Raw genomic sequence first — 17,695 nt, 5'->3', positions numbered from 1 at the left:
AGGTACATCAATTGGTGGCCCCGGCAGCACACTCCAGGCCACGGACGAAGCCGGCACTCTGCGGGCCTCGAACGTCTACCGCAGATGGTCCGCCGTGCACCCGGCGGCGGAGGCACGGCGACCCGCTGACGGCCGTGCTGCCCTGCCGGTCCGGTCGTGAGGTGCGCTGGCACGTAACGTGCTGGCATGGACGTCAACGGGGCTGGGCTCATCGAGCGGCCGATCACCTTTGGCTACGACTTCCGCATGCGCTGCGACGGCTGCGGCCGAGCCTCGACTCTGAGCGGCATTGACTACCTCAGGCTCAACGACGAGACCGGCGCGCTTATGGACTGCGATCACTGCGGCGCCTCGATCCACTTCGGGCCGCTGACTGCCGACATCCGTGACCAGGACGACCCGGCACTCGATGACAGCATGGTCAACAGGCTCGGGAGTGTCTAATCAACGGCGGATCTGATGATCAAGGAGATGCGTTTGATGACGGAGACCGCCGTGGAGAACGAGCAGGCCGAGCAGGTGGTTCAGGCACCGACGAGTGCGGTGTCGGACGAGCAGCTCGTTGCGATGCTGGTTGACCGTGCCCGCAACGAGGGTTTGCAACTGACCGGGGAGGGCGGGCTGTTGCAGCAGCTGACCAAGCGGGTGCTGGAGTCCGCCCTGGAGGGCGAGATCACTGACCACGTCGGCTACGAGAAGCACGATCCGGCCGGGAAGAACAACGGCAACAGCCGCAACGGGACCCGGGCGAAGACCGTGCTGACCGATGTCGGCCCGGTGGAGGTGAGGGTGCCGTGCGATACCGCCGGCAGCTTCGAGCCGCGGATCGTCAAGAAGCGGCAGCGGCGTCTGACCGGCGTCGACGAGATGGTGCTCTCCTTGTCCGCGAAGGGTCTCACTCACGGGGAGATCTCCGCTCATCTCGCCGAGGTCTACGGAGCGGAGGTGTCCAAACAGACCATCTCCACCATCACCGACAGTCATAGTGGTACACGGGTCCCCGGTGGTGGTGACCCAATCACTGACTGACGTCCTGCTGGGCAGTCATAGTGGTACACGGGTCCCCGGTGGTGGTGACCCAATCACTGACTGACGTCCTGCTGGGCTGTCCTTGCTTTGATCTGTCCGACCGCCGGGGCCCGGTTCCCAGGGCTCCGGCCGGGCGGAGCATGACCTCATAGGAGCCTGGCAAGAGGCCCCTGACTGTCCTGTCTGCACTTTCCGGCCGGAGCTACCTTCGGCAAGGAAGGCATCTCCAGCATGACAGGCACAGAGGCGGCGGACACGAGGGACCAAGTCGTGGTCGGCGGGGTGGACTCGCACGCCGACACCATCCACGTCGCCGTGGTGACCGACCGGGGCGGGCACCTCACCGACGCCCAATTCCCCACCAATGCTGCCGGATACGCCGCCGCGATCGCCTTCCTGCAGGCCCACGGCACCGTCGCTGCCGTCGGCGTGGAGGGCACGTCCTCCTACGGCTCCGGCTTCACACACGCCGCCCGGCAGGCCGGCCTGGCCGTCGTCGAGGTCAACCGGCCCGACAAGGCCGAACGCCGCAGGATCGGCAAGTCCGACCCGATCGACGCCTACGCCGCGGCCCGCGCCGTCGTCTCCGGACGCGCGACCAGCGCTCCCAAGGACGGGGCCATCGTCGGGATACGCGCCCTGCAGACCGCCGCCCGCTCGGCGATCAAGGCTCGCACCGCGACGCTCAACCAGATCACGCACCTCCTGATCACCGCCCCCGACGCTATCCGCGCCAAGTACACCGCCCTGTCCGGTGACAAGCGCGTCACCACCCTCGCCCGGCTCCGGCCGGCCAGCGACCCCGCGCACGCCCCGCTCCTGACAGCCCTGCGCACGCTGGCCAAGCGTGTCCAGAACCTGACCGAGGAACACACGACCCTGACCGGGGAGCTCGACCAACAGGTCACCATCCTCAACCCCGGCCTGCGCGCCGCCTACGGGGTGGGCCCGGACACCGCCACCCAGCTGCTGATCACCGCTGGCGCGAACCCGGCCCGCCTTCGCACGGAGGCTTCCTTCGCTGCCCTGTGCGGCGCGGCGCCCGTCCCCGCGTCGAGCGGGAAGACGAACCGGCACCGGCTCTCCCGGGGCGGCGACCGGGCGGCCAACGCCGCTCTCTACCGCATCGCGCTCGTGAGGATGGCCCGATGCCGGCGCACCCGCGAGTTCGTCGCCCGACAGACCGGCGCCGGACGCACGAAGAAGGAGATCATCCGGCTGCTCAAACGCGCGATAGCCCGCGAGGTTTTCCGGCTCTTGACCACCCAGGTCCAAGTCCCCGAGATCGCGGACCTCCGTCCGGCCCGGCAGACGAAGAACATCACTCTCACCGCCGCCGCCAACCACTTCGGCGTGTGGCCCGCCGTCATCTCCAACATCGAACGCGGCCTCCGCCGCGACGACGCCTTCGCCGATGCCTACCGCCAGTGGCTCACTGCTGCTTGACCGACGATAGGAGTCAGCCGTTCACCTGCGGATGACGCCTCGCGGGCGTGAAAATCGGTACGGGGGCTGTCCGCCGACGCCGATCGATGTCTGGGCTGTGAGCCCGCATAGGAGTCTGGTGAGGGAGCCGTCCGAGGGGCCGCACACTGTCGTCTCGAGCACGCCGTTCAGCTTCTCCGTCTCCCCTCAGGCTCCCCGGGCAGCCCCCGCCCGCACCAATGCCCAAGGGGAGGAAGACGATGGAGGAGTCCAAAGACGACCACGACGACGGAAGTGTTGCCCGGGTCGCGGCGATCGACATCGCCAAGGCAACCGGGATGGTGTGCCTGCGCATCCCGCACGACACCATCGAAGGCCGGCGCGTCCAGCAGGTCTGGACGGTCGCGTCCACCACGAACGCGATCCTCGAACTCGGCGACCGGCTGGTCTGCCAGGGGGTCCAGCGGGTGGTGATGGAGGCGACGGGCAGCTACTGGCGGCCCTTCTTCTACCTCCTGGAGGCCCGCGGCCTGGAATGCTGGCTGGTCAACGCACGTGATGTGAAGAACGTCCCCGGCCGGCCGAAGACCGACAAGCTCGACGCGGTCTGGCTGGCCAAGCTCGCCGAACGCGGCATGGTCCGCGCTTCGTTCGTACCGCCCAAGCCAGTCCGGCAGCTACGAGACCTCACCCGCACCCGCACAGTGTTCATCCAGGAACGCACCCGGCACAAGCACCGGGTGGACAAGGCCCTGCAGGACGCGCAGATCAAGCTGTCCGACGTTGTCTCCGACCTCTTCGGTCTGTCCGGCAGGGCCATGCTCGATGCCCTGGCCGCCGGTGAACGCAACCCCCGAGCTTTGGCGGATCTCGCCAGAGGGAGCCTGGTGAAGAAGAAGCCGGCCCTGGCCGAGGCACTCACCGGGCAGTTCGAAGAACATCACGGCCGCCTGCTGGGCGTGCTGCTGGGCACCGTCGACCACCTCACCACGCAGGTCCAGGAACTCGACCGGCTGATCGCCGACCTCATGAAACAGACCACGGCTCCATACGACACCGGCGGGCCGTCGGACGGGGACGACACCGGCGGGCCGTCTGTCCGCGACGGTGTGACCGCGCAGGAACTGGCCGAGCGTCTCGATGCGGTCCCCGGCATCGGTCCCGCCACCGCCCAGATCGTCCTCGCCGAGATCGGCCTGGACATGAGCCGCTTCCCCACCCCCGAACACCTCGTCTCGTGGGCGAAGCTGTGCCCCCGCACGATTCAGTCCGGAGCGAAGAACACCGCCGGCCCGGCGGGCAAGGGCAACCCATGGCTCAAGGGCGCCCTCGGCGAAGCCGCCAACGCCGCTGCCCGCACCGACACCTTCCTCGGCGCTCGCTACCGCAGAATCGTCAAACGCCGCGGCCACGCCAAAGCCCTCGTCGCCGTCGCCCGCTCCATCCTCGTCATCACCTGGCACCTGATCAACGACCCCGACGCCCGATACCAGGAACTCGGCACCGACTGGCACCAGCGCCATCTCAATCCCGCCCGCAAGACCCGCGACCTCGTCCGCCAGCTCCAGGCCCTCGGCCACCACGTCACCCTCGCACCCACTATCGTGGCCTGACCTCAGTCACCCCCACCCACAGAGAAACCGTCCGGCTCCGCCGTACGGCGCTCCCGCCTGCCCGGAGAAACGGGGATTTTCCGTTCAGCATCAAGGTCATGGACGGCATGGCCGAATGGCAGAACCGGCCCCTCGACCGCGTCTACCCCGTCCTGTTCGTGGACGCCATCAACGTGAAGATCAGGGACGGAAAGGTCGCGAACCGTCCGATCTACGTGGTGATGGCGGTGACCGTGGACGGCACCCGCGACATCCTCGGCATCTGGGCCGGCGACGGCGGCGAGGGCGCCAAGTACTGGCTGCACGTGTTCACCGAGCTGAAGAACCGCGGCCTGGACGACGTGCTCATGCTCGTCTGCGACGGGCTCAAGGGCCTTCCCGAGGCCGTGGAAACCGTCTGGCCTCGCACGATTGTCCAGACGTGCGTGGTTCACCTGCTGCGCAATTCGTTCCGTTACGCCGCCCGCCAGGACTGGGACAAGGTCGCCAAGGCACTCAAGCCCGTCTACACCGCACCCAGCGAGGACGCGGCGACGGAGCGGTTCCTGGAGTTCCAGGAGTCCTGGGGAGGGAAGTATCCGGCGATCGTGAAGCTGTGGTCGGACGCCTGGGCCGAGTTCGTGCCCTTCCTCTCCTTCGACGTCGAGATACGCAAGGTCATCTGCAGCACGAACGCGATCGAGAGCGTCAACGCCCGCATCCGCAGGGCCGTCCGCGCCCGCGGGCACTTCCCCAACGAGGCCGCCGCTTTGAAGTGCATCTACATGGCGCTGATGAGCCTGGACCCGACCGGCAAGGGCCGCAAGCGGTGGACCATGCGCTGGAAGGCGCCCCTGAACGCCTTCCAGATCGCCTTCGAAGGCCGCCTCACCCCGAGCAACAACTGACCTTCAACAACCAAGATCAGCCGTTAAGTTGACACACCCAGGCGACCACAAGAAGTGGACCAGAGCCCGCTCTCGTGGACAAAGCCACCCCTCGGTGGATGAATCAGGGCTGGTGGCTCTTCGCCTTCTGCCGAGCGTAGTAAGCGCGGGCGCGGTTGCGGTCGCCGCAGTCCTTCGTGTTGCACCAGCGACGGTTTCGTCGCGGTGATGTGTCGAGGTAGACCCAGCCGCACTTGGCGTCTTCGCATTGGTGGAGGCGGTCGAGGTCGTCGCGCTGAGTGAGAGCCATGAGCCCGCGGACGATGCGATTGCGGGGCAGGCAGAGGTTGGTGTCCCGGTCTTGCCATCGCCAGCGGTCGCCTGCGTGGACCAGGTCGGCTGCGGCGATCGCCGCCCGGTACATGCTCGCGAGGTCTGCGGCGGCTTCGGCGTCGTCGTCGAGGAGGGCTCCGTAGGCCCTCTCTCGCGCTTCGATGACCTGTTCCCGTTCCCGCTCGGCCCCGGCGCCGTCCCGGCCGGCGAGGTCGTGCAAGGCCTCGGCCTCATCTGTGTTGATCAGGTCGGATTCAACGCACCACTCGACGACGTCGGAGAAGGTCTTCAGGGACTCAACGCGTTCGGGCCCGCCGAGCCGCCAGGCAACGGTGTTCACCAGGTCGAGCATGCGGTCACCCGCGATGTGGCCGAACCTCACCATCAGCTCCTCTCCCTGGCAAGCGCCCATGCCGGTAAGTCAGCCCTCACAGGCAAAAGCATTATTGCATGTGAGGTGATCCTCTTGACATCATGCCTAATCATCCAATCACCCATGAGATCATCACGAGGAGAACGATCGTGCCCGTCGCCGTCCTCAGACCGTTCACCGCACTGTGGACGTCCCAAGCGTCCTCGAACCTCGCCGACGGGGTGTTGCAGGCAGCCGCACCGCTGCTCGTCGCCACGCTGACCCGTGACCCGCTCGTAGTAGCGGGCATGACGGTGGCGCAGTTCCTGCCCTGGCTGCTCGCAACCCTCCCCACCGGTGCGATGGCCGACCGCATGGACAGACGCCGGATACTCATCCTCGGCAACTGGCTGCGCGCGGCGGGGTTCGCGCTGCTCGCCCTCGCCTTGACCAACGGATGGCACCACGTCGCACTTCTCTACGCCGCGGTATTCATTGCCGGCTGTGCCGAAACGATGGTCGACAACGCCGCCCTGGCCATCCCGCCCCGCCTCCTGCCCCGCGAGAAGCTCGAGCGCGCCAACGGCAGGCTGTTCGCCACGCAGTCCGTCATCAACACATTCATCGGTCCGCCTGCCGGCGCGGCGTTGTTCGCGCTGGCGGCGTCGGCGGCCTTCTACACCGGCGCCGCCGCGTTCGCCCTCGCCAGCCTGGCGGCCCTGCTACTGCCCGCACTGCGCCCCACCGGCAAGGAACACGAGCACCGCCGCTCAAACCCGACCACCATCACCCAGGACATCCGCTCCGGATGGGCCCACTTCTGGCGCCACGACCTACTGCGCCGAGTCGCGTTCATCTCGGCAGCAATCAACTTCTTCAGCGCGGCCACCGGCGGAGTCCTCGTCCTGCTGATCACCGGCCCGTACCAACTGCCCATGTCGAGCTACGGCCTGTTCATCGCCGTTCCCGCAGCGGGCGCGATCGCCGGCTCACTGCTTGCCCAACACGTCGTGCCCCGCATCGGCAGCGGCCCCACCACCTGGCTCGCCGCCCTCACCCCGGCCGCCAGCTACGCCATCCTCGGACTGGGCCACAACACACCCCTGGCCCTGGCCGCCATGTTCGGCGCCGCTCTTGCCACCTCACTGAACCAGATCGTCGTCAGCACCCTGCGCCAAGCAGCAGTCCCCGACGAACTCCTCGGCCGCGTTACCGCCGCCTACCGCCTGATCGTCCTGGGTGTCGTCCCCCTCGGAGCCCTCGGCGGCGGCCTGCTTGGACGCGGCCTGGGGATCCGTGCCACCTTCATCGCCGCAGCCATCGGACTCACCCTCGCCGCGATCCCACTCGCCTCCCGGGTCACCACCCAAGGCCTCCGCGATGCTGAAACACGCCTCCCACCTCCGCTCCCGCTCCAAACCGGTTCCCACTGACACCGGAAGCCACGGGACCGGGACCGTCCGCGTGCAGCAACGCGGAACCGCCATCGCCACCAACCGCTCCCCACGAGTGCCCCGACACTCCAAGAGGTCATCGTTCTCGTCCAGCCCGCCTGCGTCCGGGGCGCGTAGCAGGCGCAGGCCCTGGCCGAGGCCCCTGGATGTTGCACGGGTAGCGTCCCAGGAAGTTGATGTGCCGGTCCTTGAGCGGGGAGAGGCGGGCGACGTCCTCGTCCTTGATGTCATGGCCCTCGGCGCGGAGCTGGGCCACGGCGGCGTCCAGGTAGCGGGTGTTCCACAGCACCACCGCGTTGAGAACCAGGCCGAGGGCGGCGAGCTGGTCTTATCCGAACTAGCCCAGCATGACCTTGAAGCAGCGCAATCACACTTCTCCTCACGGAAAGTAGCGATGGAGAAGTTGGAGAACTGGGTGTCGTCGGGTGTGTCGGCCCTCCCGAAGCTGCAACGACGGGTAGTGATGCACCTGAAACGCCGTCACGGGCACGGCTCGACTTTTAGCCTGACTCGATGGACACAGCTGTCGAGATAGTCAGCGCCCGGACGCGCCAGATCTTCTGGGCGCTAAGCTCCGGCATCGATGCGAGTCCCCTGCGAGCGTGCTGGGAGGGAGCGGGATTCTCCCCAGTGGAGGTCTCGCAGGTTCGTTCGGGCGGGATCCGCAAGCAGATCTTCACCTCCTTCGTCGAGGGCGTCGACTGGACCGACGAGGAGCAGGTGCAGCGGGCCCTGGGTGCGTTCGAGGGCATGCTGGAAGAGTGCACCGGCTCCTACGGCTGGGACGAGACACTGGCGAAGATCACAGCCGCCCTGGCCCGGGACGGCTACCAGGTCAGCCCGACCCTTCAGATCCTCCCGGTTGGCGAGTGGAGGCCCGAGGTGGCGCGGCACGACGCCCGGGCGTACGGGGACTCCCTCCGGCTTCTGCGGGGTGCCCGAAACGCGATGGAGCGGTCGAGTCTCCTGACCACCGGCATGTCTGAGGAACGGCTGCGGGACGTGCTGCTCGTCGCCCTCAACGCCTACTTTGAAGGGCAGTCCACCGGCGAGACTCTTAACGGCAAGGGCAAGACCGACATCCTGATCCGAATCGGAGACCGCAACGTCTCGATTTCCGAGTGCAAGTTCTACGACGGGCCGAAGTCGGTCACCAAAGCTCTGGAGCAGTTGCTCGGGTACACGGACAACGGCGGCCGCCGGACGTCTCTGTTGATCTTCTACCGGGAGAAGGACCCGGACGCCCGGATCGCCGACACCATCGCTGCGATCCGGGCCCACCCACACTGCGAGTCCTTCGACTCCAGCAGAGCCGACGAAGACCGGCAGTGGGGGTTCGTTGTCCGGGGCAGTGGAGACCCGGGCAGGGCTCCCCGCGCCGAGGTGGCGTTCATCCCCTTCGTCATCGCCTGAACAGGCCGGTGGGAGACGCACAGCATGTTGCGCGCCTCCCACCGGCCGACCGGTTCACGGACAGCTGTCAGTCCTCCTGGGCCGGTTCGAGGGTGAGTCGGCCGGCGGCGGTGCGGAAGTCTGGCATGCCGAGGTGGACGGTGGTGTGCCGGGTGGCGAGGTCGCGCATGGCGGCGAGCTTTTGCTCGGCGGCGGTGTTCGGTCAACAGGTCCTCCTGGCCCTCGCGGTACGCCTGGCGGATCTGGCCCCTGCCGCCGTGGCAGATCGCGCGGGCGAGGCGGTGGCGTGACTCCTGGACGGTGAGCTGCCGGTCCATCAGGCGGCGATAGGTGTCGTCCATCGGGTCGACCATGGCGAGCAGGTGCATGGTCTTGTCGATCGCCCGTACTCGGCGAACGCCGCCCCCAGTGGGGTGGGGTGGCCCTCGCGGCCGAACATCCGCAGCAGGCCGTAGGCGCGGACCTGGTTGGTGATGAGCGACCCGGCGACCCGGAGCATGTCCGGCCAGTGCGTGGTGATCCGCCTGAGGTTGACCTTGTTCCAGGCCACGGCATCCAGCGGCCCGTACCCGCCGGCCGACTCCCTGCTGTCGCTGTCGGGCAGGTCGGCTCGCCAGAACCGCTGGTCCGAGAGGTCCCGGTCGCGGGGCGAAGCGGAAGCCGAGCATCTTGTACAAGCCGAAGGCCATGTCGCTGTACGAGGCGTTGTCGGTGGCCACCATCTCCGGCTTCACCCCGCCATCGAAGTTGAGCAGGGTGTCCAGGGCAACGAGGGAGAACTGACGTCGACCCTACGGTCTACGGTGATCGGCTCGCGCCGCACGCCCCGGATGCTGTCACCATCGGCTCACCGCGCCGGGCGAACACCCGCCAGGTGCCAGGCCGTCCATCACGCACCCAACACCCGCCCGAAGGCGCAGTCATGCCCACTGTCACGCCCACCGAGCCCGTCGGCACCCAGCCGGCCGCCCCGGCCGCGTCCGGGCATCTCGGCGCTGCCGAGGCGGCCGTCGTCGTCTCCGCCATCGCTGCGGCAACTGTGCTCGCCGCCCTGGAGCGCCCGGTCCCCGCCGTCCTGACCGCGATCGTCGCCGCGCTCACCGGGGACCACCGCTGATGCGCCGCCCGCCGGCCGGAACAGACCGCGCACGAAACGAACAGCTACCGGGGTGGAGTGCCGGATGGTTGTGGTTCCTCGTCCGGGGGGCGGGTTCTCGTGCCGGGGATTGTCCGGCTTGACGGAGCAGGCGCCATGCGAGCTGGGTCGAGCATGACCGCGCCGAATTCACGGGCCAGAAGGCCGTGGATGGTCTCCCACGTGCGGATGCGGTTGCGTTCCCGCCGCTCGGTCCAGCGCTCGTGCAGCCGCATGCCGCTGAAGATCGCCAGTGCGCAGGCCAGGATGAGGGTGATGAGCGCATAGATAGGGGTGTAGCGGTCGTCGAACATCGATCGGTCTTCGTCTACCTGTCGAGCGTTGATGCCGAAGAAACCGAAGAGCAGGCTTAGCGTGCCGGTGACTGTGGTGACGAAGGTGACTGCGACGACTGTCCGGATTCGACGGCGGTCACCGGCTCGTTGCTCGGCGCTCTCGACCGAGGTCAGCTCGGCACTGATGGCGTTGCTCAGTCGGCTCAGCATTTGTCCGATGAGTGCGGAGCGCTCGGTGAGCCCCATCGCGGAGTAGAGGGCGCTGTGGAAGCTCTCTACGCGTAGTGCGGGGATGAGTGTTCCGATGTCGCCGCCGGCTTCGACGCTGTAACTGAGTTCTAGTTCGAGGTGGCTCAGGCCTTCGGAGATGGTTTCCAGCATGGTGCGGCGGCGGTGCATGTCGCGTTCGCCGTCGGACCGGGCTCGGAAGCGGTGCCCGTAGGCGTAGGCGACTTCTCGGATCTCCCGCAGGCGCGCCGCCGATCCCACGGTCTGCACGGCGGAGAGCAGGACGCTGTTCTCTATGTAGTCCTGGTGGCCGCAGATGAGGCTGGCATACGGTCCAAGGGCCCCGACGGTGGTGGGGCGTCTGTTGAGTTCGGCCGGGTAGGTGATGGAGCTGTGTTCCGGCCGGTACGGGAGGTCGGAACGGTAGATGACGCGCTGGATGGTGTCGTCATTGGGGGCGTCTTCGGGGGACGACACGCTCCGAAAGACCAGCTGGTGCCGCTCAGGAAGAAAGCCGGACGTTTGCTCTTCCGCTCGCTCCGCGTGGCAGCCGACACGCTCGCCTGCGATCTGTTCCAGTGGCACGCCCGCGCATTCGATGCTCGCGTAGTAGAGATCTTCCATCAGCGGGACTGATTCGACGAGGCTCAGGGGGACGTCCAGGGTCAGAGCGACCAGGACCTGGCCCGAGGGGTGAAGGAAGTGCCAGAGCGTGGCTGCTGCGGGTGAGCCTGTTTGCCAGCGTTGGCAGATGAGAGACGCGCAGTCGAGGGATTCCTTCCGCAGCACCCTAGGTAACTGCTCTCCGGCCATTGCGTAGAACGGTGCCAGACGGCCGAACGCGAGGGCGTCCGTCGGAGCGTGTCCGCCAGGAGGTAACTGGGCGGGGTCGCAGACCCAGGACGTCGAGTAGACCGTCGTGATGCGCAGATGAGGGCGGGAGGCGTAAGGGGCGAAGAGGCCGCCGTCAGTGCCATTAGAGGGCATGCCAGCGCCGTTCAAGGTCACCCTTTCGCAGAGACTCCATGCGCAGCGCGAATTCGTCCGCCGCCGGCCCGGACTGGGCGTTCTGCATGAGCCAGGTCGTCATACCCAGTTCCCGCGTTGTGCGGAGCACCCGGTAGCCGTGCCACTCGGTGACATCGGTGCCGTAGGTGCGTACGAAGGCCGCGTAGTCGGTGGGTGGCAGGCCGAACCGGTCCACGGCCATGGCCGTGGGGACCAGGTCCCAGGCTCGCGGACCGATTGCCGCCGCTTCGTAGTCGATGAGCAGGGCGCGGTCGCCGTCGCACAGAACGTTGCCACGGTGAGCGTCACCATGCACCAGGTGCGAGGGGGAGGAGCCGACAAGGGCGCGGAAGTCGTCTTCCGCGTTGTCGCAGGCTTCGGCGAGGAAGTGAATATCCTCGCGCCTTATTCCGGAGACGACCTCAAGACGACGGCGCATGATGGGATACGGATCGAGGACGGGCAGCGGGAAGTCCGGGTCCGGCAGAGCATGCAGGTCGCGAAGGAGGGCTGCCAGGACGGTGACCGAGGCAGGTGGAGAGCTGTCCGGCACATAGCCCCAAAAAGTCACCAGTCGACCGTCCGCCTCGATCGGTTGCGGGGCATCCGTCGGGTGCACGCCAGGGAACCCGTGCCCAGCGAGCCACCGGGCCACAGACAGTTCCTTGGCGACCTTGTCGGCCATCTCCGTCGAGCGGGCGACCCTGACTACGGTGCCGACATCAGGGAGAGCGAACAGCGCGTTCTCCCCAAGCCGCAGGAGCTCCGCATCGGGAAATCGGGGTAGTCCGGCAGAGTCGCACGCGACAAGCATGGCCCGCCGCGCAGTGTTCTCGGTTAACCCTTCACGGGTTTCATGGAAGTCCATCCCGCTCAGCCTCCCGAGGCGACTGATGAACTGTCAAGGCACCAGCCGGGGCAGCGAAGAGCGTCGGTACGGTACGAAACTCGATGCAGCACGTGGCCAGCGCCGTGCGTCGTGATGCCGAAGGGAAGGTGATCGATCCACAGGTCGATGTCTTCCCAATTCGCCCCGGGCGGCGTCGAGCAGGTCACGCGCGGGTGTGGGCCGCCGCGGCGTCGACATGCGCGCCGCCGAGCACCAACACCCGTCGGCCCGCACCCGCTCCGCCCACGGACCCCATGAAGCACGACGAGGCCTGCGGATCCTCCGGGTCGCAAGCCCGTCGCACGCCGTCAGCTTCGCCTGATGCAACAGCAGTTCGACAGCGAGGAACGTGCGCGGCACGAGGACGCCGGCCCCGACTTCGAGGTGGAGTCAGGTGCCCTCACCGCTCCTCTCGCGTACTACCAGCCGCGGCTTTGCCGGGTCCGCCTCCTCATCCTCGCGGACGATCTCCCATTCCTCCATCTTCGTGTCGAAGGAGTTCTTGGCCGCTTGATACGCCCCGTTCGGTTCGGGTAGTGCCCTCTCTCCACGACGCCACGCGAATACGGCCTGAGTCATGTCCTCGACGACTCCGCTTAGTACCCAACGGCGCGAACGGCCATAGGACGCGTACTCAAGGACGTGAAGGTCATGGACGTACTTCAACGCGCTGAGCAGCTTGAGCCGCAGCGCTTCGTGCCGGACCTCCAAAGCTCCGACCTTCATGGCACGCAGCTTTACCCCCAGGCCACCCACGTACTTTTCGTCAGTCACCTCCCGTTCTGAAGCCTCACGTGAGCGGTCCTCACCGCCGGCGCGCCGCCTGGGGTCTGGCGCCAGGAGAGCGTGCACCTCCAGGGCGTCTAGGGGGGTCTGTGGTTCGCGCGACTGGATCTGGAATCAGTGCGACACGCCGCTCTGCGGAATACGTGAGATCAGCTAGGCAGGGCGGCGGGGGTGTTGCATGACCTAAACACAAGAACGAGACAAAGGGTGATGCATGGGTACAGGAGCAATGCAGTACGGCGCCATGAATAACTCCGACTCAGAGGGGACTGTCCTGAAGGCGAGCCGGCCTGATGAGGCGCTGGCCGTCACTAACGTTTGGTCCAGCGGGAGCGGCGGCGGGGTCGCTGTCGCCGTGGAAGCTAAGCACGTGGGCGTCCATGCCACCGGACGCGAGTACCACGGCCCACCTCACAATCTCGGCAACAAGAAGGGCGTCGGCGTGCTCGCCCTGGGGGACGTGGGCGTCTACGGCGAGGGGTACGAGAGCGGTGTTATCGGGATCACCCACACTGATCGCCTCTCAGGTGTCAAGGGGGTGGGGTACGGCAATGGCGGCGTTGGCGTCGCCGGGTACTCCTACGGCGGGCACTCCGGTGGTCTTTTCGGGGGCCCGATCGGCGTCTATGGCAGTTGCCATTCGCACGAGAACGGCAACGCAGCATGGTTCGACGGCAGATGTGTGGTGTGGGGCGAGCTAGTTAAGGCAGGCACTAGCTCGTTCCTTATTGACCATCCCCTGGACCCAGAGAATCGTTACCTGAGGCACTCCTGCGTGGAGGCCCCGGAACAGCTCAATGTGTACAGCGGCACGGTCGTGACGAACGGCGAGGGGGTGGCAGTCGTCGAGTTGCCCGATTACTTCGAGGCACTGAACACAGACTTCCGTTATCAGCTCACGGTAGTCGGAGGCTTCGCCCAAGTGGTGGTGTCCGAAGAAGTACGGGAGAACCGCTTTACCATCGCCACCGATAACCCCGAGGTGAAGGTCTCCTGGCAGGTGAGTGGCGTGCGGCAGGACGCGTACGCGAGGGCTCATCCTTTTGTCGTGGAGGAAGAGAAGCTCGAAGGCGAGCGCGGCAAGTACCTTCATCCCGAGGCATGGGGCAAGCCCAAGGAGGCGGGCACCGAGTACGAACGGCAGACCGCGCTCTTCGGACAAGGTGACGGGGACGGCCAGGCCGGCGGAGCCAGCGACTGAGTTTGACCGGAGCCCAACGCTTTACCCCTGTGCCTTGGGCAGGGGGACAACTCGGGTCGCCGGAGAGCGGGGCGTACAGCGCCCGGCCACCCGGTCCGAACTGCCCGAGCTCCGTCATCAGGGCGGCGCTGGGCGCTGGTGTCGATATCATCCGGCGTCCAGCCCGTGACGTCCTGGAGCAGCCCGTCCAGCCTTCCAGCCGCCGCCAACAGCGCGGGCAGGACGGCGGGCCAGGCCTGGGTGCAAGGCCGGGCCCGCCGTGCTCACCGTGCCTTCGGCAGCGTGGCCAGGGAACGTCGGTCCTCGCCTGCGCCGACCACCCGCCACACCAGCCTGTCGGGCCCTTGCCGAGTCAGCTGTTGCAGAGTCGTGGTCGCCACGGTGATCCGGTAGTTCACGCTCGAGATGCGGCGGGCACGCGCGTGGAAGGCCGCATCCCGGGTGGCCGGGGCGCGCAACGCGGGGCGGGGGCAAGACGAACAGCAGCGGCGGGAACAGCCGCTCCAGGGACGGCCCGGCGTAGGTCTCCTGCCAGTGGCTGCGCGGGGCGCGGGCGGCGTTGCCGCGCCCGCTCGGGCGTGCGCAACGGTAGGCGTCGTAGCGCTCCAGCTTGGCGACAAGGCGGGCGTAGGACATGGTGCGGCCGGTTTCCACGAACGCACTGCGGCCGTCGCCCAGGAGCACCACGGCGTCAGGGACCGGGGAGCCGGCCGGGGTGGAGTGCGCGACTTCGAGTTGCCAGTCGGCTGGTCGGCCACCTTCGCCTGGTGGAAGGCGATGACGGTGTCGACTAAGGCCTGTCTGATAATTGATCTTGTGGCAGGTAGAGGTGAGTTGAATGATGCGGCGTGGGAGCGGATAGAGCCCTTGTTGCCGCAGGTGGACGGGCGTGGTCGGCCGTGGCGTGATCACCGGCAGGTGGTCAATGGTGTGCTGTGGCGGTTGCGGACCGGGGCTCCGTGGCGTGACCTGCCGGAGCGGTATGGGCCGTGGCAGACCGTCTACGAGCGATTCGCCCGCTGGGAGGCGGATGGCACGTGGGCAAGGCTGTTGGAACATGCGCAGGTCCGTGACGACGCGGTGGGCCGGGTGGAGTGGACCGTCGCGGTCGATTCCACGGTCAACCGTGCCCACCAGCACGCCGCCGGCGCACGTAAAAAGGGGCCGCAGACGGGGACGAACTGGAAGATCCGGGCCGCTCGCAGACGCGCCAGGCCCTCGGCCGGTCCCGAGGCGGGCTGACCACCAAGGTCCACCTCGCCGTCGACGGCCGGGGCCTGCCCCTGTCCATCGTGCTCACGCCCGGCAACGTCAACGACGCCACCGTATTCGGTCAGGTCCTGGACGGGATACGCGTTCCGCGAGCCGACACCGGCCGCCCGCGCACGACACCGACCCGAGTCCTGGGCGACAAGGCCTACTCCAGCCGGGCGATCCGGCACCTGCTGCGGCGTCGGGGCATCGCCGTCACGATCCCCGAGCGCCGCGACCAAGCGGCCAACCGCCGGCGCCGAGGGCGCTTCGGCGGCCGGCCGCCCGCCTTCGACAAGGAGATCTACCGCGACCGCAACGTCGTCGAACGATGCTTCGCACGCCTTAACCTCGCCGTTTCGGTTGGGGTGCGGCTGAGGGGTTGGGTAGAAGCGCAAAAGTGCCTTCCTGAGCTGGGACGATGGACCTTGTCTAGGGGTTCTGTCGTCGCCAGAGGAAGGCACTTTCTGCGTGAAGGATATCGGTTCACGGCCCCGGCTTGTGGTGTCCACCGACGGGTCGGGGGTGGTCGGGCACGCCGGAGCACGTTTGCTGGCGGACCTCGCCGAAGCGACCAGGCTGACGGCGGCCTATTCCACCGTGCTCCGGCCGCTTCGGCCGCGCGGCACCGGCCATGACCCAGGCCGGATCGCCACCGATCTCGCAGTGATGCTCGCCGACGGCGGCGAGGCGATCGCGGATCTGGCCGTTCTGCGGGACCAGCGCGAGGTGTTCGGACCGGTAGCCTCCACCCCGACGGCTTGGCGGCTGCTGGCCGCCGTCGACGAACGCATACTGGACCGCCTGCGGTCGGCCCGCGCCGCAGCCCGGGAGGTGGCCTGGCTACAGGCCGCCGAGACCCGCACCGCGATACCCGCAGTGAAGGCCGGCGGACGCGAACTGCCCGGCCTGGTCCTGGACCTCGACGCCACGCTGGTCACCTGCCACTCCGAGAAAGACCAGGCCGCACCCACCTACAAAGGCGGCTTCGGGTTCCACCCGTTGCTGTGTTTCCTGGCCAACACCGGCGAGGCGATGTCCGGGCTGCTCCGGCCTGGCAACGCCGGAGCCAACACCGCCGCCGATCACATCACCGTGCTCGACCAGGCCCTCGCGCAGATCCCCGACGCCCACCGGCACGGCACCGACATCCTGGTCCGCACCGACAGCGCGGGCAGCGCAAAGGCGTTCCTCACGCATCTACGCGCCTTGCGTGACAACGGCCTTCACCTGCGTTTCTCGGTCGGATACGCCGTCACCGCACCGGTCCGCCGCGCGATCCGCGCCCTGCCCGAACAGGTCTGGCACCCCGCCCTGGACGCCGACGGGACCCTGCGTGAGTCCGCCGAGGTCGCAGAGCTGACCGGCATGGTCGACCTGAACGGCTACCCGGCCGGCACCCGCATCATCGTGCGCCGCGAACGCCCGCACCCCGGCGCCCAGCTGTCCCTGTTCGACAGTGACGAGGGCCTGCGGCACCAGGTCTTCCTCACCGACACCCCGTACTCCGGCGGCGGCTCGGCCCAGTTCCTGGAGATCCGCCACCGCGGACACGCCACCGTCGAGGACCACATCCGGTGCGGCAAGACCACCGGCTTCGGACGCTTCCCATCCCGCCTGTTCTCCGTCAACGCCGCCTGGCTCGAGCTCAGCCTCGCGGCCATCGACCTTCTGGCCTGGACCCGCGTCCTGCTGCTGGATGGCGAGCTGGCTATCGCCGAACCCAAGAAACTCCGCTACCGGATCCTGCACGTCGCTGCCCGTCTCACCCGCGGCGGCCGTCGCCTCCACCTGCGGATCGCAGCAACCTGGCCCTGGCGACACCAACTCGCCGCCGCCTTCCACCGTCTGGCCGCCCTACCCCGCCCCGCCAACTGACCAGCCGCCCCGGCCACCTACGACACGAAAGACCTTGGAGAACCCGACCAACGCGCCGGGTCCCCACCATGCCCACCGCCCGATACCACCTCGATCGACCCCACAGCGCCACCTCGTCACCCCAAGCGAAACAGCGAGGTTAAGCAGTTCCGCGCAATCGCGACCAGGTTCGACAAGCTCGCCGACCGCTACCGCGCCGGAGTCGTCCTGGCCTCGCTGATCCTCTGGCTCCGCGAACCCGTCCGTGATCATTTGTCAGACACGGCCTAGTGGTCGTCGCAACACCCCAGATGAGGGGGTGCGATGGACTTCGAGATCCGGGAGAACCGGGGGGCCGGGGGTGGGAAGAGGCTAGCCCGAGAGCGAGCCGCACACTTCCAGCTCGTGGAGCAGGGCTACAGCACGCGGGAAGCCGCCCGGATCATCGATACCAACCTGCGCACCGGAAAGCGGTGGCACAACGGGTGGCACACACCGAGATCCTCGAAAACTGCGGAACGTCCGTTCGACTAGGGGTCTGGTTGTCGAACCAGAAAAA

The 17,695-nt window shown here is 67.6% G+C and carries 14 protein-coding genes and 6 pseudogenes; 14 read left to right on the top strand and 6 right to left on the bottom strand.

Annotation, left to right across the window (positions count from 1 at the left end; genetic code table 11):
- Positions 1-186: 186 nt before the first annotated feature.
- From AS594_RS39625 to AS594_RS39605, 5 genes and pseudogenes are all read left to right on the top strand, one after another.
- The gene (locus AS594_RS39625; RefSeq protein ID WP_069936259.1) at positions 187-444 is read left to right on the top strand and encodes a hypothetical protein; all 258 of its coding nucleotides are present in this window, start codon (positions 187-189) and stop codon (positions 442-444) included.
- Between the two features lie 123 nt (positions 445-567).
- Positions 568-978, top strand: a pseudogene (locus tag AS594_RS39620) (transposase); the annotation flags it as partial.
- A gap of 282 nt (positions 979-1,260) precedes the next feature.
- The gene (locus AS594_RS39615) at positions 1,261-2,475 is read left to right on the top strand and encodes an IS110 family RNA-guided transposase (protein ID WP_069935745.1); all 1,215 of its coding nucleotides are present in this window, start codon (positions 1,261-1,263) and stop codon (positions 2,473-2,475) included.
- Positions 2,476-2,714: 239 nt separating this feature from the next.
- Positions 2,715-4,067 carry an IS110 family RNA-guided transposase gene (locus AS594_RS39610; RefSeq protein ID WP_069774610.1) on the top strand — a complete coding sequence of 451 codons (1,353 nt, stop codon included), beginning with the start codon at positions 2,715-2,717 and terminating at the stop codon, positions 4,065-4,067.
- Between the two features lie 95 nt (positions 4,068-4,162).
- Positions 4,163-4,954, top strand: a pseudogene (locus AS594_RS39605) (IS256 family transposase); the annotation flags it as partial.
- 103 nt (positions 4,955-5,057) lie between these two features.
- Here the strand turns inward: AS594_RS39605 and AS594_RS39600 are convergent.
- Positions 5,058-5,651, bottom strand: coding sequence for a CGNR zinc finger domain-containing protein (locus AS594_RS39600; RefSeq protein ID WP_069936258.1), 594 nt, complete (start codon positions 5,649-5,651; stop codon positions 5,058-5,060).
- A gap of 137 nt (positions 5,652-5,788) precedes the next feature.
- Between AS594_RS39600 and AS594_RS39595 the strand changes: the two genes are divergently transcribed.
- Positions 5,789-7,051: an MFS transporter gene (locus tag AS594_RS39595; protein WP_079148945.1), complete on the top strand. Its 1,263-nt coding sequence runs from the start codon at positions 5,789-5,791 to the stop codon at positions 7,049-7,051.
- 108 nt (positions 7,052-7,159) lie between these two features.
- Here the strand turns inward: AS594_RS39595 and AS594_RS43665 are convergent.
- Positions 7,160-7,400: pseudogene (locus AS594_RS43665) on the bottom strand (Tn3 family transposase); the annotation flags it as partial.
- A 185-nt stretch (positions 7,401-7,585) separates the two neighbouring features.
- On the opposite strand from AS594_RS43665, the gene AS594_RS39585 reads away from it, so the two are divergent.
- Together AS594_RS39585 and AS594_RS48305 are read left to right on the top strand one after the other, a co-directional pair.
- Positions 7,586-8,485 (top strand): hypothetical protein, encoded by a 900-nt coding sequence (locus tag AS594_RS39585; protein ID WP_141747263.1) that lies wholly within the window; start codon positions 7,586-7,588, stop codon positions 8,483-8,485.
- 167 nt (positions 8,486-8,652) lie between these two features.
- Entirely contained in the window at positions 8,653-8,775 is a 123-nt protein-coding gene (locus tag AS594_RS48305) for a hypothetical protein (RefSeq protein WP_420877931.1), read from the top strand.
- On the opposite strand, the pseudogene AS594_RS47060 reads toward AS594_RS48305, so the two are convergent.
- Positions 8,749-9,207, bottom strand: a pseudogene (locus AS594_RS47060) (Tn3 family transposase); the annotation flags it as partial. The gene AS594_RS48305 and the pseudogene AS594_RS47060 overlap by 27 nt on opposite strands.
- A gap of 200 nt (positions 9,208-9,407) precedes the next feature.
- Between AS594_RS47060 and AS594_RS39575 the strand changes: the two are divergent.
- Positions 9,408-9,602 carry a hypothetical protein gene (locus tag AS594_RS39575; protein ID WP_069936254.1) on the top strand — a complete coding sequence of 65 codons (195 nt, stop codon included), beginning with the start codon at positions 9,408-9,410 and terminating at the stop codon, positions 9,600-9,602.
- A 44-nt stretch (positions 9,603-9,646) separates the two neighbouring features.
- On the opposite strand, the gene AS594_RS39570 is transcribed toward AS594_RS39575, so the two are convergent.
- The 3 genes from AS594_RS39570 to AS594_RS39560 all read right to left on the bottom strand — a co-directional run bounded on the left by AS594_RS39570 (position 9,647) and on the right by AS594_RS39560 (position 12,815).
- Complete coding sequence (locus AS594_RS39570) at positions 9,647-10,957, bottom strand: hypothetical protein (protein ID WP_240509394.1); 1,311 nt, start codon at positions 10,955-10,957, stop codon at positions 9,647-9,649.
- A 163-nt stretch (positions 10,958-11,120) separates the two neighbouring features.
- Positions 11,121-12,020: a phosphotransferase enzyme family protein gene (locus tag AS594_RS39565; protein WP_240509393.1), complete on the bottom strand. Its 900-nt coding sequence runs from the start codon at positions 12,018-12,020 to the stop codon at positions 11,121-11,123.
- Between the two features lie 411 nt (positions 12,021-12,431).
- Entirely contained in the window at positions 12,432-12,815 is a 384-nt protein-coding gene (locus tag AS594_RS39560; RefSeq protein ID WP_069936253.1) for a hypothetical protein, read from the bottom strand.
- A gap of 226 nt (positions 12,816-13,041) precedes the next feature.
- On the opposite strand from AS594_RS39560, the gene AS594_RS44245 reads away from it, so the two are divergent.
- The 5 genes and pseudogenes from AS594_RS44245 to AS594_RS45255 all read left to right on the top strand — a co-directional run bounded on the left by AS594_RS44245 (position 13,042) and on the right by AS594_RS45255 (position 17,670).
- A complete protein-coding gene (locus tag AS594_RS44245; protein ID WP_141747262.1) occupies positions 13,042-14,028 on the top strand; it encodes a hypothetical protein in 987 nt (328 codons plus the stop codon).
- An 816-nt stretch (positions 14,029-14,844) separates the two neighbouring features.
- Positions 14,845-15,653 (top strand): annotated as a pseudogene (locus AS594_RS42415) (IS5 family transposase); the annotation flags it as partial.
- Positions 15,654-15,720: 67 nt separating this feature from the next.
- On the top strand, positions 15,721-17,157 hold the full coding sequence (locus AS594_RS39540) for an IS1380 family transposase (protein ID WP_079144626.1): 1,437 nt from the start codon (positions 15,721-15,723) through the stop codon (positions 17,155-17,157).
- A 132-nt stretch (positions 17,158-17,289) separates the two neighbouring features.
- Positions 17,290-17,427, top strand: a pseudogene (locus AS594_RS45640) (IS5/IS1182 family transposase); the annotation flags it as partial.
- Between the two features lie 33 nt (positions 17,428-17,460).
- Complete coding sequence (locus tag AS594_RS45255; RefSeq protein ID WP_069936250.1) at positions 17,461-17,670, top strand: helix-turn-helix domain-containing protein; 210 nt, start codon at positions 17,461-17,463, stop codon at positions 17,668-17,670.
- Positions 17,671-17,695: the final 25 nt, after the last annotated feature.

It is taken from the genome of Streptomyces agglomeratus (assembly GCF_001746415.1).
Lineage (GTDB): Bacteria > Actinomycetota > Actinomycetes > Streptomycetales > Streptomycetaceae > Streptomyces > Streptomyces agglomeratus.
The sequence above is the reverse complement of the archived record's forward strand: the minus strand, read 5'-3'. Positions and strand labels throughout refer to the sequence as shown.

What these genes read in the sequence shown, in the direction of transcription:
- AS594_RS44245 (WP_141747262.1), top strand. Translation starts at nt 13,042, where the DNA reads ATGGGTACAGGAGCAATGCAGTACGGCGCCATGAATAACTCCGACTCA.
- AS594_RS39625 (WP_069936259.1), top strand. Translation starts at nt 187, where the DNA reads ATGGACGTCAACGGGGCTGGGCTCATCGAGCGGCCGATCACCTTTGGC.
- AS594_RS39600 (WP_069936258.1), bottom strand. Translation starts at nt 5,651, where the DNA reads ATGGTGAGGTTCGGCCACATCGCGGGTGACCGCATGCTCGACCTGGTG.
- AS594_RS39575 (WP_069936254.1), top strand. Translation starts at nt 9,408, where the DNA reads ATGCCCACTGTCACGCCCACCGAGCCCGTCGGCACCCAGCCGGCCGCC.
- AS594_RS39585 (WP_141747263.1), top strand. Translation starts at nt 7,586, where the DNA reads ATGGACACAGCTGTCGAGATAGTCAGCGCCCGGACGCGCCAGATCTTC.
- AS594_RS39565 (WP_240509393.1), bottom strand. Translation starts at nt 12,020, where the DNA reads ATGGACTTCCATGAAACCCGTGAAGGGTTAACCGAGAACACTGCGCGG.
- AS594_RS39610 (WP_069774610.1), top strand. Translation starts at nt 2,715, where the DNA reads ATGGAGGAGTCCAAAGACGACCACGACGACGGAAGTGTTGCCCGGGTC.
- AS594_RS48305 (WP_420877931.1), top strand. Translation starts at nt 8,653, where the DNA reads ATGGCGGCGAGCTTTTGCTCGGCGGCGGTGTTCGGTCAACAGGTCCTC.
- AS594_RS39615 (WP_069935745.1), top strand. Translation starts at nt 1,261, where the DNA reads ATGACAGGCACAGAGGCGGCGGACACGAGGGACCAAGTCGTGGTCGGC.
- AS594_RS45255 (WP_069936250.1), top strand. Translation starts at nt 17,461, where the DNA reads ATGGACTTCGAGATCCGGGAGAACCGGGGGGCCGGGGGTGGGAAGAGG.
- AS594_RS39570 (WP_240509394.1), bottom strand. Translation starts at nt 10,957, where the DNA reads ATGGCCGGAGAGCAGTTACCTAGGGTGCTGCGGAAGGAATCCCTCGAC.